The sequence below is a fragment of the Streptomyces griseofuscus genome, from assembly GCF_014673495.1.
Classification (GTDB): Bacteria; Actinomycetota; Actinomycetes; order Streptomycetales; family Streptomycetaceae; genus Streptomyces; species Streptomyces murinus.
Genome location: NZ_CP051006.1, coordinates 4,480,642 through 4,496,530 on the forward strand (window position 1 = coordinate 4,480,642; position 15,889 = coordinate 4,496,530).

The 15,889-nt window shown below is 73.4% G+C and carries 14 protein-coding genes, 1 tRNA gene and 1 other RNA gene; 9 read left to right on the top strand and 7 right to left on the bottom strand.

What is annotated here, in order from left to right; genetic code table 11:
- Positions 1-54: 54 nt before the first annotated feature.
- Positions 55-249, bottom strand: coding sequence for a hypothetical protein (locus tag HEP81_RS19930; RefSeq protein WP_037650840.1), 195 nt, complete (start codon positions 247-249; stop codon positions 55-57).
- Between the two features lie 103 nt (positions 250-352).
- Between HEP81_RS19930 and upp the strand changes: the two genes are divergently transcribed.
- Positions 353-988: a uracil phosphoribosyltransferase gene (gene upp, locus HEP81_RS19935; RefSeq protein WP_037650841.1), complete on the top strand. Its 636-nt coding sequence runs from the start codon at positions 353-355 to the stop codon at positions 986-988.
- A gap of 80 nt (positions 989-1,068) precedes the next feature.
- Here upp and HEP81_RS19940 read toward each other — a convergent pair whose 3' ends face one another.
- Both HEP81_RS19940 and HEP81_RS19945 read right to left on the bottom strand, forming a co-directional pair.
- On the bottom strand, positions 1,069-1,719 hold the full coding sequence (locus HEP81_RS19940) for a LytR C-terminal domain-containing protein (RefSeq protein WP_243279499.1): 651 nt from the start codon (positions 1,717-1,719) through the stop codon (positions 1,069-1,071).
- A gap of 136 nt (positions 1,720-1,855) precedes the next feature.
- Positions 1,856-2,152 carry a type II toxin-antitoxin system VapB family antitoxin gene (locus HEP81_RS19945; RefSeq protein ID WP_003986294.1) on the bottom strand — a complete coding sequence of 99 codons (297 nt, stop codon included), beginning with the start codon at positions 2,150-2,152 and terminating at the stop codon, positions 1,856-1,858.
- Between the two features lie 155 nt (positions 2,153-2,307).
- Between HEP81_RS19945 and HEP81_RS19950 the strand changes: the two genes are divergently transcribed.
- Positions 2,308-3,903: a helicase HerA-like domain-containing protein gene (locus tag HEP81_RS19950; protein ID WP_037650643.1), complete on the top strand. Its 1,596-nt coding sequence runs from the start codon at positions 2,308-2,310 to the stop codon at positions 3,901-3,903.
- 48 nt (positions 3,904-3,951) lie between these two features.
- Here the strand turns inward: HEP81_RS19950 and HEP81_RS19955 are convergent, their stop codons facing one another.
- The gene (locus HEP81_RS19955; protein ID WP_037650645.1) at positions 3,952-4,647 is read right to left on the bottom strand and encodes an HdeD family acid-resistance protein; all 696 of its coding nucleotides are present in this window, start codon (positions 4,645-4,647) and stop codon (positions 3,952-3,954) included.
- A 103-nt stretch (positions 4,648-4,750) separates the two neighbouring features.
- Entirely contained in the window at positions 4,751-5,344 is a 594-nt protein-coding gene (locus HEP81_RS19960) for an HhH-GPD-type base excision DNA repair protein (protein ID WP_037650646.1), read from the bottom strand.
- Between the two features lie 96 nt (positions 5,345-5,440).
- On the opposite strand from HEP81_RS19960, the gene HEP81_RS19965 reads away from it, so the two are divergent.
- The 4 genes from HEP81_RS19965 to HEP81_RS19980 are packed head-to-tail and all read left to right on the top strand — an operon-like array spanning position 5,441 to position 9,371.
- Positions 5,441-7,531 (top strand): penicillin acylase family protein, encoded by a 2,091-nt coding sequence (locus tag HEP81_RS19965; RefSeq protein WP_037650649.1) that lies wholly within the window; start codon positions 5,441-5,443, stop codon positions 7,529-7,531.
- Positions 7,528-8,115 (top strand): GNAT family N-acetyltransferase, encoded by a 588-nt coding sequence (locus HEP81_RS19970; protein ID WP_037650652.1) that lies wholly within the window; start codon positions 7,528-7,530, stop codon positions 8,113-8,115. The genes HEP81_RS19965 and HEP81_RS19970 overlap by 4 nt, the downstream gene beginning before the upstream one ends.
- 21 nt (positions 8,116-8,136) lie before the next feature.
- Complete coding sequence (locus HEP81_RS19975; protein WP_037650654.1) at positions 8,137-8,613, top strand: cupin domain-containing protein; 477 nt, start codon at positions 8,137-8,139, stop codon at positions 8,611-8,613.
- A complete protein-coding gene (locus HEP81_RS19980) occupies positions 8,610-9,371 on the top strand; it encodes an SDR family NAD(P)-dependent oxidoreductase (protein ID WP_037650656.1) in 762 nt (253 codons plus the stop codon). Before HEP81_RS19975 ends, HEP81_RS19980 begins: the two co-directional genes overlap by 4 nt.
- Here the strand turns inward: HEP81_RS19980 and HEP81_RS19985 are convergent.
- A complete protein-coding gene (locus HEP81_RS19985; protein WP_078967110.1) occupies positions 9,361-11,058 on the bottom strand; it encodes an SNIPE associated domain-containing protein in 1,698 nt (565 codons plus the stop codon). The two genes, HEP81_RS19980 and HEP81_RS19985, sit on opposite strands and share 11 nt — an antisense overlap.
- A gap of 174 nt (positions 11,059-11,232) precedes the next feature.
- Positions 11,233-11,320, bottom strand: a tRNA-Ser gene (locus HEP81_RS19990).
- A 73-nt stretch (positions 11,321-11,393) separates the two neighbouring features.
- On the opposite strand from HEP81_RS19990, the gene ffs reads away from it, so the two are divergent.
- The 3 genes from ffs to purD all read left to right on the top strand — a co-directional run bounded on the left by ffs (position 11,394) and on the right by purD (position 15,653).
- Positions 11,394-11,488: signal recognition particle sRNA small type (gene ffs / locus HEP81_RS19995), an RNA gene on the top strand.
- A gap of 56 nt (positions 11,489-11,544) precedes the next feature.
- Entirely contained in the window at positions 11,545-13,860 is a 2,316-nt protein-coding gene (locus HEP81_RS20000; RefSeq protein ID WP_037650658.1) for a DNA polymerase III subunit gamma and tau, read from the top strand.
- A gap of 536 nt (positions 13,861-14,396) precedes the next feature.
- Positions 14,397-15,653 (top strand): phosphoribosylamine--glycine ligase, encoded by a 1,257-nt coding sequence (purD, locus tag HEP81_RS20005; RefSeq protein ID WP_037650661.1) that lies wholly within the window; start codon positions 14,397-14,399, stop codon positions 15,651-15,653.
- Positions 15,654-15,889 lie beyond the last annotated feature (236 nt).

A 15,889-nucleotide genomic window follows, 5' to 3' on the forward strand; every position in this document is an offset into this window, starting at 1 on the left:
GGCGATCTTCCTCACCCGCTTCTTGCCCAGGGGTCCCAGCTCATGGCCCCGGCCTTACCAGCGGAAGGTCCGCATCCGCATCGCGTGGCGCAACCGGGCCGCCTTGGCGCGTCGCGGCTGGACCCGCTCGCGCAGCGCACGGGCCTCGGCCAGCTCGCGCAGGAACCGGGCTCTGCGACGGCGCCGTTCGGCCTCGGCCTCGGGACCAGCGGTCCTGGACCCGTACGCGTCGTCGGGAGTATCAGGCAGGTCAGACACGTCACACCACCCCAGTCCGTCTCTGTCACCTTCCCCCGGACGGCCGGTTTGACGCCAGCGCGGACCGGTCCGGGGCGCAGGTACCGTTATGGGCATGCGCCTCCACGTCGTCGACCACCCCCTGGTCGCTCACAAGCTCACCACGTTGCGCGACCAGCGCACCGACTCCGCGACCTTCCGCCGGCTCGCCGACGAACTGGTCACCCTGCTCGCCTACGAGGCCACGCGGGACGTGCGCACCGAGATCGTCGACGTCGACACGCCGGTCGCCCGCACCACCGGCGTCAAGCTCGCCCGCCCCCGCCCGCTCGTGGTGCCGATCCTGCGTGCCGGTCTCGGCATGCTCGACGGCATGGTCCGGCTGCTGCCGACCGCCGAGGTGGGCTTCCTCGGCATGATCCGCAACGAGGAGACCCTTGAGGCCTCCACGTACGCCACCCGGATGCCGGAGGACCTCTCGGGCCGCCAGGTCTACGTCCTCGACCCGATGCTGGCCACCGGCGGCACCCTGGTCGCCGCCATCCGCGAGCTGATCCGGCGCGGCGCGGACGATGTCACGGCCGTGGTCCTGCTGGCCGCGCCCGAGGGCGTCGAGGTGATGGAGCGCGAACTGGCGGGCACGCCGGTGACGGTGGTGACCGCCGCGGTCGACGACCACCTCAACGAGCACGGCTACATCATCCCGGGCCTCGGCGACGCGGGTGACCGGCTGTACGGCGCGGCGGAGTAGCGAGGGTTTCAGCGCGCCCCCGTGGGGGCGCGGGGAACTGCGCGATCAGCCACGTCGGAACCGCACGTGGCGACGAAGCCTCAGCACCCCTTCTTTCCCGGCGAGCCGACGGCGGTCACCGGCGCGGACAGGGCCGCCACCGCCTTGTTCGCGTCCGCCGGCTTGACCAGCCCCTTGAACCCGTCCCCGAGGATGAGATCGAGCGTGGCCCCCTTGCGCCCGTCGGGGCGCTGCTCCGCGCCCGAGACCTGCGCGCCGAGCACCGGCAGGGACGTGTCGACCGCGGACGTCGGCCCGATGACCACTCCCGCGCCCTTCACCTTCTTGTCGTAGTCCGCACCGGCGTTGCCGACGTCACCGATCTTGAACCCGCGCTTCTTCAGCTGGTCCGCGGTGTCCTTGGCGAGCCCGGTGCGGGCGGTGGCGTTGAAGACGTTCACGGTGATGCGGCCGGGCGGGGGCAGCACCTTCCCGCCGTGCGCGGTCGCGGCCCGCGCCGCGTCGGTCTTGCCCTTGGCCGGGCAGCGCTTCGCGGCGTCGGCGGTCGATCCGCCGCCGCTGAAGACGTCGATGAGTTCCAGCGTGCCCCAGCCGAGCAGACCGAGTGTGCACACGGAGGCCAGTACGGCCGCGACCAGCCGGCCTCGCCGCCGGGGCCGGCGCATCCGGGGGTACTTCGTCCCCGTGATCCGGTATTTGCCGCCCATGCCGGGGGGAGTCAGCATGCTCATGAACGCAGCGTAGTGCGCCGAGGCGGGGATGCCTATTAGATGATCAGTCCAGGGCGCTCAGTGGAACCCGAAAGGGTCAATCCGCGGCCGCCACAGGGCCGATCGGAGCATCGGCGAGGCCCGGCCGAAGGTCCGGTCAGCCGAGTTCGAGCACCCGCGCGTGCAGCACCTGGCGCTGCTGGAGCGCCGCGCGCACCGCGCGGTGCAGGCCGTCCTCCAGGTAGAGATCGCCCTGCCACTTCACGACATGCGCGAAGAGGTCGCCGTAGAAGGTCGAGTCCTCCGCGAGCAGGGTTTCCAGGTCCAGCTGCTGTTTGGTCGTCACGAGCTGATCGAGGCGGACCGGGCGCGGCGCGACGTCCGCCCACTGCCGGGTGCTTTCCCGGCCGTGATCGGGGTACGGCCGGCCGTTTCCGATGCGCTTGAAGATCACACGGAAAGCCTACCGGCCCAGACGTTCCGGGCGCAGCCATGGCGCCGGAGTGCGACGCTTGAAAAGGTTCCGCAAACGGGACAAAAGCCGTCGATCGGCGACAGGGGCCGTGGCGAAGGAACAGACGGGGCCGTGGCGAGGGAACAGGGGACCGGATGAGCGACCGCGACGCAGCGCCCGGCGCGGACCCCGGAGCGAACCGCGACACGGGCCCCGGAGCGGACCCCCGGGGCCCCGCCGGGCTCCCCGACCCGGCCCGGCGGATCGCCGCCGGCTACGCCTTCTCCGGACCCGCCCTCGACCTCGGCGCCCTGCTGTGGGACGGCGGCTGCCACGCGGACGCCCCGATCCGCGTCCCGCTGGCCATGCTCAACCGGCACGGCCTGGTCGCGGGCGCCACCGGCACCGGCAAGACCAAGACCCTCCAGCTGATCGCCGAACAGCTGTCGGCGCAGGGGGTGCCGGTGTTCCTCGCGGACATCAAGGGCGACCTGTCCGGCATCGCGCGCCCCGGCCAGGAGAACCACCGGGTACGGCAGCGGTCCGGTGAGGTCGGCCAGGGCTGGACCCCGGCCGGGTTCCCGGCGGAGTTCTACGCGCTCGGCGGACTCGGCCACGGCATCCCGGTGCGCGCCACGGTCACGAGTTTTGGACCGGTGCTGCTGTCCAAGGTGCTGGGGCTCAACCAGACCCAGGAGCAGTCCCTCGGCCTGATCTTCCACTACGCCGACACCAAGGGCCTGGAGCTGATCGACCTCAAGGACCTCAGGGCGGTCGTCGCCTTCCTCACCTCCGACGAGGGCAGACCCGAGCTGAAGGGCATCGGCGGGCTCTCCACGGCCACCGCCGGGGTGATCCTGCGCTCCCTGACCGCCTTCGAGGCGCAGGGCATGGCGGACTTCTTCGGGGAGCCGGAGTTCGACACGGCCGGCTTCCTGCGCACGGCGGACGACGGCCGGGGCATCGTCTCCGTCCTCGAACTCTCCGCCGTACAGGACAGACCGCAGCTGTTCTCCACCTTCCTGATGTGGCTGCTGGCCGACCTCTTCCACGACCTGCCCGAGATCGGCGACGCCGACAAGCCGAAGCTGGTGTTCTTCTTCGACGAGGCGCATCTGCTGTTCAACGGCGCGTCCAAGGCGTTCCTGGACTCGATCACCCAGACCGTGCGGCTGATCCGCTCCAAGGGCGTCGGGGTCTTCTTCGTCACCCAGACCCCGAAGGACGTGCCCGCCGACGTCCTCGGCCAGCTCGGCAACCGGGTCCAGCACGCGCTGCGGGCCTTCACACCGGACGACCAGAAGGCGCTGCGGGCGACCGTGCGGACCTTCCCGAGATCGGCGTACGACCTGGAGGAACTGCTCACCGGCCTGGGCACCGGCGAGGCGGTGGTGACCGTGCTCGGCGAGAGCGGCGCCCCCACCCCCGTCGCCGCCACCCGGCTGCGCGCCCCCGAGTCCCTGATGGGCCCGCTGGATCCGGCCGAACTGGACGAGGCGGTACGGAACTCGCCGCTCCACGACCGTTATGCACAGGCTGTGGACCGCGAGTCGGCGTACGAGAGGCTGACCGCCGCACCGGTGGCGGCGCCGCCCGAGGCCCCGCGCGAGCGCCCGGCGAAGGAGGAGCCCACGCTGGTCGAACAGGTCGTCGGCAGCGGGATGTTCAAGTCCCTGGCCCGCTCGGTCGGCACCCAGCTGGGCCGCGAGATCACCCGCTCCCTGTTCGGGACCGCGCGCCGCAGACGGTGAACGACCGGGGGCGGTGAGCGCGCCCCCGGTCCCGCGGTTCGGCCGGGTTCAGACGGTCTGCGGCACCTGCTTCGCCCGGTGGCGGATGCGGAACGCGGTGATGATCTCGGTGACGCCCACCACGATGAGCCAGATGCCGCCGACGAGGGTCAGCACGGCCACCGACCGGAAGGGCGAGTCGATCAGCACGATCCCGGCGACGAAGGTCAGCACGCCGAGCACGATCTGCCAGCCGCGCGCGGGCATCCGGGGGTCGGAGATCGCGGCCATGGTGTGGGTGACCCCGCGGATCAGCCAGCCGATGCCGATCCACAGGGCGAGCAGCAGGATCGACTGCATGGGCCCGCGGAAGCAGAGCAGGCCGAGCAGGATCGACAGCGCGCCGCTGATGAACGCCAGCACCCGCAGCGAGGTCGCCTGGTGCGTGCCGAACGCGGCGGTCAGCTGGAAGACGCCGCTGACCAGCAGGTAGAGCCCGAAGAGGACGCCGGCCACGACCAGGGAGTGGCCCGGCCACACCAGGACCAGGATGCCCAGGATCAGCGAGGCGATCCCGGTGACCAGGACCACCTGCCAGGCGGCCTTGGCCAGGGCGTGCAGCGGTCCCTCGACCGGCGGTTCGGCCTCATGGCGCTCATGGCGCGCCTGCGGTTGGCGCGGGGCGCCCGGCGGCCGGCCGCCGTGGACGCGCTGGTCGTCGTACTCACGGCCCTGTTCCGGTCCGTGCTGCGATGCCTCGGTCATGCTCCATGCTCGGAACGGCTCCGGGTGGTCCGCCACCCGGGTGGGCCACCCGGGTGGGCCACCAGGTGTACCCGGGGGGCTGCCGCGGGTTCTGTTCCCGGGGCTACCCGCGGGCCGCTTTCGCCGCCTTGGCCGCGGCCTTCATCTCCTGCTTGTGGGCGCGCACCTTGATGAGCGAGTCCGGTCCGGTGATGTCGGCGACGGACCGGTAGGACTCCGGTTCGCCGTAGGCGCCGGCCGCCTCGCGCCAGCCCGTGGGCGTGACCCCGAGCTGCTTGCCCAGCAGCGAGAGGAAGATCTGCGCCTTCTGCCGGCCGAACCCCGGCAGGTCCTCCAGGCGTTTCAGCAGCTCGGCCCCGCTGCCGACGCCCCGCCAGACGGCCTCGGCGTCCCCGTCGTAGTGCTCGACCAGGTACTGGCACAGCTGCTGGACGCGCTTGGCCATGGCGCCCGGGTAGCGGTGCACGGCGGGCTTCTCGGAGAGCAGCGCGGCGAACACCTCCGGGTCCCGCGCGGCGATCTCGTGCGCGTCCAGGTCCTCGGCGCCGAGCCGGTCCGCGATGGTCCGGGGCCCCTTGAACGCCCACTCCATCGGGACCTGCTGGTCCAGCAGCATCCCGGTGAGCGCGGCGAGGGGCGAGCGCCCGAGCAGCGCGTCGGCCGCCGGGTCCTGGGCGAGGTGCAGGGTGACGTCCATGGGTCGATGATCCCGCGTCGCGGGTGATCGCGCGTCGCGTACGATTCCCCCCGTTGGAAATTAGGCAAGGCTAACCTAAGATTTGGAGGGCTCGGGGTGACCAGCGAGACCTACCGCGACGCCTTCGGCATCCCCCATCTGCGCGCGGCGGACGTGCACGCGCTGGCCCGCGCCCAGGGCCGGGTCACCGCGCTCGACCGGGCCTGGCAGCTGGAGGTCGAACGGCACCGCGCCCAGGGAACTTCGGCATCCTTCCTCGGCCCCGGTGAGGTCCCCTGGGACGTCCTCGCCCGCCGGGCGCGCCTGGCCGACACCGCCCGCCGCTGCTTCGCCGCGCTGGAACGCCGGGACCCGGAGACGGCACGCTGGGTACGGTCGTACGCCGACGGCGTCAACGAGGGACTGCCGGCCGGCGCCCGCCGCGCGCCGGAGTTCGCCCGCACCGCGCTCACCCCGGGCCGCTGGGAGCCCTGGACCCCGCTCGCCGTCTGGCTCTCCACCCATCTCCTCTTCGCGGGCTTCCCGGCCAAGCTCTGGCGCGAGCAGGCGATCCGGCACCTGGGCCCGGACGCGGTGGGCCTGTTCGCCACCGACGGCCCCGGCACCGCGGGCAGCAACGGCTGGCTGCTCTCCGGCGCCCGCACCGCCACCGGCCTGCCGCTGCTCGCCGGCGACCCGCACCGCTTCATCGAGGACCCCGGCGTCTACCAGCAGATCCGTCTGGCCTGCCCCGAGTTCGACGCCGTCGGCCTCGCCGTCCCCGGCGTCCCCGGCCTGCCCCACTTCGGCCACGCGGGCGCGGTCGCCTGGGGCATCACCAACGCCATGGCCGACTACCAGGACCTCTACCGCGAACGCCTGCGCCGCGCGGGCTCCTCCGTCGAGGCGCTGGGCCCGGACGGCCGCTGGCACCCGGCGCACACGCACACCGAGACGCTGGAGGTCGCGGGGGAGGCGCCGGTCGAGGTCGAGGTGGTCGAGACGGAGCGGGGGCCGGTGATCGCGGGAGGCCCGGAGGCGTCGTACGACCCGGAGGGCGCCGACGGCGGGGCGCTCGCCCTGCGGTACCCGCCCCGCGTCACCGAGGACCTCGGCTTCAGCGCCCTGCTCGGGCTTCTGCGTGCGCGGAACGTCACCGATGTCGACCGGGCCCTGGACGCCTGGGCCGAGCCGGTGAACGTCGTCCAGGCGGCCGACACCGACGGCGGCACCCTGCACCGGGTCGCCGGGCGCGTCCCGCTGCGCGCCCGCGCCAACCGCCTGCACCCCGTGCCCGCCTGGCGCCCCGGCCACGACTGGCACGGCTGGCACGAGATGCCGTACGCCCCCGTCCCGGACGGCATCGCCGTGATGGCCAACCAGCGCGGCCCGGCCGCCCCGCTCGGCGTGGAGTTCGCCCCGCCGCACCGCGCCGACCGCATCCGCGACCTGCTCGACACCGGTGGCCGCTGGAGCGCCGGGGAGATGGCCGCGATCCACACCGACACCCATCTCGCCTCCGCCGCGCCCCTCCTCGACCACCTCACCGCGCTCGACGGCCTCACCCCGGCCGCGACCCGGCTGCGCGAGAGCCTGCTCGCGTGGGACCGCCGCATGGCCGCCGACAGCACCGACGCGGCCCGCTACGCGGCGCTGCGCGGCGCCGTCGTACAACTCCTGGCCGCACAACCGGTGTTCGCACCGCTCACCGAACCCCCGGCGTGCCCGGAGGCGCTGCGCCCCTGGCTGGCCCTCGTCCCGCGCATCGGATTCGCCCTCGAACACCTCCTGCGCGCCGAGGAGTTGTACGGCATCGACCGACCGGCCCTCATCCGCAGGGCACTTGAGGCCGTGGCCGCCGAACCCCCCACCGGCACCTGGTCGGACACCCACCGCCTGGCCCCCTGGGGGGCCCTGCCGGACGGCCTGGCCACCCCCGGCCTCGCCGGCGACCACGACTGCGTGCTGTGCACCTCCGCCGTGCCCGGCCTCACCGACCGCGCCGTCCGCGGCCCCGCCGCCCGCTGGGTCTGGGACCTCGCCGACCGGGACGCCAGCCGCTGGGTGGTCCCCTTCGGCGCCGACGGCGTCCCCGGGAGCCCGCACCACCACGACCAACTCCCGCTGTGGCTCGGGGGAGAACTCGCCCCCGTCGTCACCGACTGGAACCGGCTCACCCCCGACCGCACCCTGGAGCACCCCGCATGACCACTGACACGCACCAAACGCCGTACGAACAGCACGTCGACGGCTTCGGCACCGTCCGCATCCGCCCCCTGGACCCCGCCAGCGACACGGACGTGATCCACGCCTGGGTGAGCGAGGAACGCGCCGCCTTCTGGGGCATGACCGGCCTCAGCCGCGACCAGGTCGCCGAGATCTACGCCCATATGGCCACCCTGGACACCCACCACGCCCACCTGGTCACCAAGGACGGCGCCCCGGCCGCCCTGTTCCAGACGTACGAGCCCGCCGCGGACCGCGTCGGCGAGTGCTACGACGTACGGCCCGGCGACCTCGGCGTCCATGTCCTGCTCGCCCCCGCCGACACCGCGGGAGCCCGCCCCGGCTGGTCCACCGCGCTGCTCACGGTCCTGACGACGTACGCGCTGACCGCCCTCGGCCGGCGGCGGCTGGTGGTCGACCCGGACGTCCGCAACGCCAAGGCGATCGCCCGCTTCGTCCGCCAGGGCTTCGTGCCCGGACCCGCCGTCGTGCTGCCCGAGGTGGACCTCCCCGATGTGTACCTGCCCGAGAAGCACGCCCAACTCGCCTTCCTGGAACGCGGGTAGAGCGGGGGTAGCCTTCCGGGGGTGACGACTCCGCACGAGCTGATCGCGCACTACGGACTCGAACCGATCCCCCGCGAGGGCGGTCTGTTCCGGCGTACCTGGGAGGGGCCCGAGCGGGCGGACGGCCGCCCCGCCGGCGCCGCCATCGTGGCCCTGCTCACGGCGGACGACCACTCCGCCCTGCACCGCCTGCCCTACGCCGAGATCTGGCACTTCTACCTCGGCGACCCGCTGCGCATGCTGCTCCTCGCCCCCGACGGCACCACCCGCACCGCCGTACTCGGCCCCGACCTGCGCGCCGGCCAGCAGGTCCAGCTGACCGTCCCGGCCCGCACCTGGATGGGGGCGCGAGTGGCCCCGGGCGGCGGCTGGACGTTCTTCGGCTGCACGACGGCCCCCGGGTTCACCTACGCGGACTACGAACACGGGGACGCCGCGGACCTCACGGCGCGTTACCCCGCCGAGGCCGCCCGGATCAGGGAACTGTGCCGCCCATGAGCCTCCTCGACGGACAGACCGCCCTGGTGACCGGCGCGGGCGGCGGCATCGGCCGGGCCCTCGCGCTGCGCTTCGCCGAACAGGGCGCGGCGGTCGCCCTGCACTGCCGTACGGCGACCGCCGCGGCCGGGGAGACCGCCGACCGGATCCGGGCTGCGGGCGGCCTGGCGGTCGTGCTGCGCGCGGACCTGACCGACGAGGACGCCTGCCACCGCCTGGTCCACGACACCCTGGAATGGTCCGGCGGCCGGCTCACCGCGCTGGTCAACAACGCGGCCGCGCAGCCGGTCCAGCCACTGCCCGGGATGACCGCCGCCGAGTGGCGCGCGGTGGTCGACACCGACCTGACCAGCGTCTTCGCCTGCACCCAGGCCGCCGCGGCCCATATGCGCGGGCACGGCGGCGGCACCGTCACCCACATCGCCTCCATCGAGGCCGGGCACCCCGCCCCCGGCCACGCCCACTACGGCGCGGCCAAGGCGGCGGTGGTGACGCACGCCCGAGCAGCCGCCCTGGAGTACGGCCCCGACGGCATCCGCGTCAACACGGTCTCCCCGGGCCTGATCGACCGCCCGGGCCTCTCCACCGCCTGGCCGGACGGCGTCCACCGCTGGCTCGCCGCCGCCCCCACCGGCCGCCTGGGCCGCCCCGAGGACGTCGCCGACGCCTGTGTCTTCCTGGCCTCGCCGCTCGCCTCCTGGATCACCGGGCACGATCTGGTGGTGGACGGCGGTGTGTCGGCGCGGCCTACCTGGTGAGCGCTCCGCCCGGCCGCGTGGTGCCGCCCGCGTCGCCGTTCCTGCTCGCCCGCCACTCCAGGGCCTGGGGCTCCTCGGTGAACTCGATCAGGTGCTGCCCGGCGAACCGGTGCAGCGCGTCGCGGACCTCGACCGGCGTGGCGTAGAAGAACTCCTTGCGGCTGTTGACCTGGTTGACCCGCTGGGACGCGAAGTGCCGGTGCAGTTCCGCCTCCAGACCGACCGCGTCCTTGCTGAAGATCAGCGCGTGCACGTCGAAACGGAAGGGGACGGCCGCACCGCTCAACTCGTAGACCCGCTCAAGGGGTTCGAGCCGGCGGGTCATGCCGATCTTCACGATGCGATCGCCGAAGGCGCCGATGTTCGAGATGACGTACACATAGCCGGTACGGACGTTGGCCGCACGGGACTCGACGTCCTGGAGCGAGTGCTCGATCTCGGCCAGCTTGGCCTCCAGCTCCGCGGCGCCGCCCGCGTCCCCGCGCTCGCGCAGCCGCTCCAGCGCCGCCTGGTAGTGGCCGAGTTCCTTGTTCAGCTTCTCGCGCTGCCGGTCCAGCTCCCGCTGCACGGCCGCCTCCTCCCGCTCCCGGGCACGCGCCTCGCGCTGGGCCTCCTTCTCCTCGTCCTTCTTCTGGAGGTAGTCGGCGGTGAGCTCCAGCTCGCGCACCCGCGCGTTGTGGAACTCGTCGCTGATCCGGATGTGCATGGTGGCGCCCAGCTTGGCGATCGTCTCGCGGCTCTTGTAGAGCCGGTCGACGAGAGAGGCGAGCCGGTACGGCCGCATGGACCGCACCGCGTAGTCGGCCTCGGCGTTGTAGGCGCGCAGCATGAGCTTGGAGAAGTCACGGACCATCTTCTGGCCCTCGCGCTTGGAGCCGTTGACCGTCCAGTCCGTGGTGGCGTGCACGGCCCGGCCCGCGCGGGTGAGCGACTTGATCTCGTTCCGGAGCGTGTCCAGGCGGCTGCGGTAGGCGATCGCGTCCTGGAGGACATGGCGGTAGGCGTAGATCCCCGCCTCCTGGAGCAGGGCGGTCTCATCGGCGTTGACGATCCGCGCCTGGAGTTCGGCGAGCCGTCGCTCGGCGGCGGAGACGTCCGCACGCTGCCGGTCGGCGTCCCTGCGCAGCCGGTCCGTCACCTTGGCCGCCTCCCGCGCGTCGGCGAGGATCTCCCTCGCCGTCGCCCGCGCGTCCTCGACGATCTCCCGGGCCTCGGCACCGGCTTCGGCGACCGCCCTCTCCCGCAGCGCCGCGGCCTCCGCCTCGACCTGCCGTACGAGACCGGCGACGCGCTCGGCGTCCAGCCCCTGCGTCCGCGCGATCCAGGCCCGCAACTCCTCCGCCTCGGAGACGGCCTCCGCCCGACGCCGCCCGAACAACCGCCCCTTGCGCGGCGCCGGAACCGCGGCCACGGCACCACCGACAGGGGCGCCGGTGGTGGGACCGACGGCAAGGGTGCCGGTGGTGGGACCGGCGACCGGGGCACCGGGTGCGGGACCGGCGACAAGGGTGCCGGGTGCGGGGCCGACGGCAGGAGTGCCGGGTGCGGGGCCGCCCTCCGGTATCCACAACTGCCACCCCTCCGGAGCGGCCGGCCATGACGGATCGGGCCGCCAGTCCGCCGGCGGCGTCCACCCCGCGGGCGGCACGGGCCAGCCCGGCGGCGGATTGAAGCGATAAGCGCTCATTCCCACCCCCCAGTGAAATGCGCAGAGCGCGATTCTCCGGGCGATCGGCGACCGGGGCGCCCGCCTGTTCCGCCTTGTGACTTTCTTGTGATCACACGCGGGCGGTGAGCGCACAACGTCGAAGGGCCCCACTGCAAACAGTGGGGCCCTTCGACATCGTGCCCGGTGAGGCACTGGCGGAGGATACGAGATTCGAACTCGTGAGGGGTTGCCCCCAACACGCTTTCCAAGCGTGCGCCCTAGGCCTCTAGGCGAATCCTCCGGTCGGAACATTACATGACCGAGGAGGGTGCTCGCGAACTCGTTCCCGCAGGCCCGGATCGGGTACTCTCTGCGTAGCCCCTCACGCGGCGCTATCTGACTGAACTCCCCCAGGGCCGGAAGGCAGCAAGGGTAGGTCGGCTCTGGCGGGTGCGTGGGGGGCGTCTGCGTTGCCGGGGGCTTCGGCGGGCCCGGTTGTCAGTGCACGCCTATAACCTCGTAAGCGTGTCGTCTCTCGCGCTGTACCGCCGCTACCGTCCCGAGACCTTTGCCGAGGTCATCGGGCAGGAGCATGTCACCGACCCGTTGCAGCAGGCGCTGCGCAACAACCGGGTCAATCACGCGTACCTGTTCAGCGGGCCGCGTGGCTGCGGGAAGACCACCAGCGCGCGCATCCTCGCCCGCTGCCTCAACTGCGAGCAGGGCCCCACCCCCACCCCGTGCGGCGAGTGCCAGTCCTGCCAGGACCTCGCGCGCAACGGACCGGGTTCGATCGACGTCATCGAGATCGACGCCGCCTCCCACGGTGGCGTGGACGACGCCCGTGAACTGCGCGAGAAGGCATTCTTCGGCCCCGCGGGCAGCCGGTACAAGATCTACATCATCGACGAGGCCCACATGGTCACGTCGGCCGGCTTCAACGCCCTGCTGAAGGTCGTCGAGGAGCCGCCCGAGCACCTCAAGTTCATCTTCGCCACGACCGAGCCCGAGAAGGTCATCGGCACCATCCGCTCGCGGACCCACCACTACCCGTTCCGGCTGGTGCCGCCCGGCACCCTGCGGGACTACCTCGGCGAGGTGTGCCAGAAGGAGGACATCCCCGTCGAGGACGGTGTGCTTCCCCTGGTGGTGCGCGCGGGCGCCGGATCCGTCCGTGACTCCATGTCGGTCATGGACCAACTCCTCGCCGGCGCGGGCGCGGACGGTGTGACGTACACCATGGCCACCGCCCTCCTCGGCTACACCGACGGCTCCCTCCTCGACTCCGTGGTCGAGGCCTTCGCCACCGGTGACGGCGCGGCCGCCTTCGAGGTCGTCGACCACATCATCGAGGGCGGCAACGACCCGCGCCGCTTCGTCGCCGACCTGCTCGAACGCCTCCGCGACCTGGTGATCCTCGCCGCCGTGCCGGACGCCGTCGACAAGGGGCTCATCGACGCCCCCGCCGACGTCCTGGAGCGCATGCAGGCCCAGGCGTCCACCTTCGGCGCGGCCGAGCTGAGCCGCGCCGCCGACCTGGTCAACCAGGGCCTGACCGAGATGCGCGGCGCCACCTCGCCCCGCCTCCAGCTCGAACTCATCTGCGCCCGCGTCCTGCTCCCCGCTGCCTACGGCGACGAGCGCTCCCTCATGGCCCGCCTCGACCGCATCGAGCGCGGCGTCAACTTCAGCGCCGGCGCCGGCGCCCCCGCCATGGGCTACGTCCCCGGCCCGGAGGCCCACGGCGGCGCCCCCGCCGTGACGGTCCCACCCGGCGGCGGCCCGGCTGCGGCCCGGGCGGCGGCGCGGGGAGTGCCGGGCGGAGCGGCTCCTGGCAACGGTCCCGGTCCGGTTCCGGGTGCCGGTGGTGTGCCTGGTGCCGGTGGCGTCGGTGGTGCGCCTTCGGCTCCGGCTGCCGCTCCGATCGCGCCAGCACCTGCCCCCGCTCCCACCCCTGCTCCCGAGCCCGCCGCTCCGGTGGCGCCCGCTCCGGCCCCTGCCCCCGTCGAGCAGCCGGCCCCGGCCGCTCAGGCTGCTCCCGCATCCGGCGCCCCCGGTGCCTGGCCCACGGCCGCTCCCGTCGGTGGCGGACGGCGCCCCGGTGGCTGGCCCACCGCCGCCGCGCCCGGCGCCCCGCAGCAGCAGGCCCCCGCGGCCGCCCCCCGGCCGCAGGGGGCCCAGCCGGCTCTCGCCGCCCCCGCGCCCTCGGCTCCCCAGCCTCCCGCGGCCGCCCCCGCCGGTGGGCTCGACCCCCGGATGCTCTGGCCGAACATCCTGGAGGCCGTGAAGAACCGCCGGCGCTTCACCTGGATCCTGCTCAGCCAGAACGCCCAGGTCACCGGCTTCGACGGCACCACGCTCCAGCTGGGCTTCGTGAACGCCGGGGCTCGTGACAACTTCGCGAGCAGCGGCAGCGAGGACGTGCTGCGGGCCGCGCTGGCCGAGCAGTTCAACGTGCAGTGGAAGATCGAGTCGCTGATCGACCCGTCCGGCGGCGGCTCCGCGCCCCCTGCCCCGGGCGGCGGCTCAGCGGGCTTCGGTGGCGGCTCGGGTGCCCCCAGCGGCGGTTACGGCGGTGGCGGCGCGCCCGCCGGCAGCGGCTACGGCTCCTCGCCCGCGCCCCGCGCCCCTTCCCCCCAGCCCTCCGCCCCCGCGTCCACACCCCCGGTATCCGGCCCGGCGAGCCCTCGCCCCGCCGCCCCCGAGCCGCCCCCCGTCTCCCCCGAGGACGACATCCCCGAGGACGACGACCCCGACCTGGACGAATCCGCCCTCTCCGGCCACGACCTGATCATGCGCGAACTGGGCGCGACAGTGGTGGAGGAATTCACCAACGAGTGAGCGACCGCCGACCGCGCCCCCGGCAACCCCCTCGGGGGCGCGGGGAACCGCGCGCCCGGCCACGACGCTCCCGCACCGGGCGACGGCCCGCAGTCCCCTCAGTCGCGTTCAGGCTGCCTTGTGCAGTCGAGGCCCCCGGCAACCCCTTCAGGGGCGCGGGGAACTGCGCGCCCTGCCACGATGCTCTCGCACCTGACGACGGCCCGCAGTCCCCTCAGCCGTAATCAGACAGCCCCTTGCAGTCGAGGCCCCCGGCAACCCCTTCAGGGGCGCGGGGAACTGCGCGCCCTGCCACGATGCTCTCGCACCTGACGACGGCCCGCAGTCCCCTCAGTCGCAGTCAGACAGCTCCTTGCAGCCGACGCCCCCGGCAACCCCTTCAGGGGCACGGGGAACTGCGCGCTCAGCCACCACGGCCCCGGCACCCGAACACGCACGGTCCACCCCCGCCCCCCTTACCCCCCGCCACACCCTTGTAGGAACGTACGGCTTCCCCACCCCCAAGGCTTCGGCAACCTTGCCATTAGGCTGACCCCGTGAACGTCCTCGTCATCGGCAGCGGCGCCCGCGAACACGCCCTGTGCCGTTCCCTGTCCCTCGATCCCGACGTCACCGCGCTGCACTGCGCCCCCGGCAACGCCGGCATCGCCGAGGTCGCCGAGCTGCACCAGGTCGACGCGCTCGACGGTGCCGCGGTGACCGCGCTGGCGCAGCGGCTCGGTGCCGAGCTGGTCGTCGTCGGCCCGGAGGCCCCCCTGGTCGCCGGTGTCGCCGACGCCGTGCGCGCCGCCGGCATCCCGGTGTTCGGCCCGTCCGGCGCGGCCGCCCGGCTGGAGGGGTCCAAGGCGTTCGCCAAGGACGTCATGGCCTCGGCCGGGGTGCCGACCGCCCGGTCGTACGTCTGCACCACCGCCGACGAGGTCGCCGAGGCCCTCGACGCCTTCGGTGCCCCCTACGTCGTCAAGGACGACGGACTCGCCGCCGGCAAGGGCGTCGTCGTCACCTCCGACCTGGCCGCCGCCAAGGCACACGCCGCCGCCTGCGAGCGCGTGGTGATCGAGGAGTTCCTCGACGGACCCGAGGTGTCCCTGTTCGCGGTCACCGACGGCGAGACCGTCGTACCGCTCCAGCCCGCCCAGGACTTCAAGCGCGCCCTGGACGGCGACGAGGGCCCCAACACCGGCGGCATGGGCGCCTATTCGCCGCTGCCGTGGGCCGACCCGAAGCTGGTCGACGAGGTGCTGCACACGGTGCTCCAGCCGACGGTGGACGAACTGCGCCGCCGCGGCGCCCCGTTCTCCGGACTGCTCTACGCCGGTCTGGCGATCACCGCCCGGGGTGTGCGGGTCATCGAGTTCAACGCCCGCTTCGGCGACCCCGAGACCCAGGTCGTACTGGCCCGGCTGCGCACCCCGCTGGCCGGGCTGCTGATGGCCGCCGCCACCGGCAACCTCGCCGACCTGCCGCCGCTGCGCTGGAGTGAGGACGCGGCCGTCACCGTCGTCGTCGCCTCCCACAACTACCCCGGCACCCCGCGCACCGGCGACCCGATCACGGGTCTGGCCGAGGTGGCCGCCGAGGACGCCCCGGATGCCTATGTGCTGCACGCGGGCACTCGGCAGGACGGCGACGCGGTCGTCAGCGCGGGCGGTCGCGTGCTGTCCGTCACCGCGTCCGGCAAGGACCTGACCGAGGCGCGCGAGCGGGCGTACCGGGCGGTGGGCCGGATTCGGCTCGACGGCGGGCAGTACCGTACGGACATCGCGGCGAAGGCGGCCGCCGAGGCGCTCTGAGCGCCCTCCCGACGCCTCCCAGCTCCCGTTTCACCCCGACAGGCCCCGGATCCGCAATCCGGGGCCTGATCTTTGCTGTCTGTCACCCAGCTTTGACCAAGGCCATTCCATCGAGTGAGCAATCGCCCATCCGGCTGACGTGGGCCGGGGCCGCAACTAGGGTGCCGCGCAAGCGTTCCGGTACTTGGCACACCGGCATTGCGCGCTTGCCCACCGGCACTGCGCACTTGGCCCAC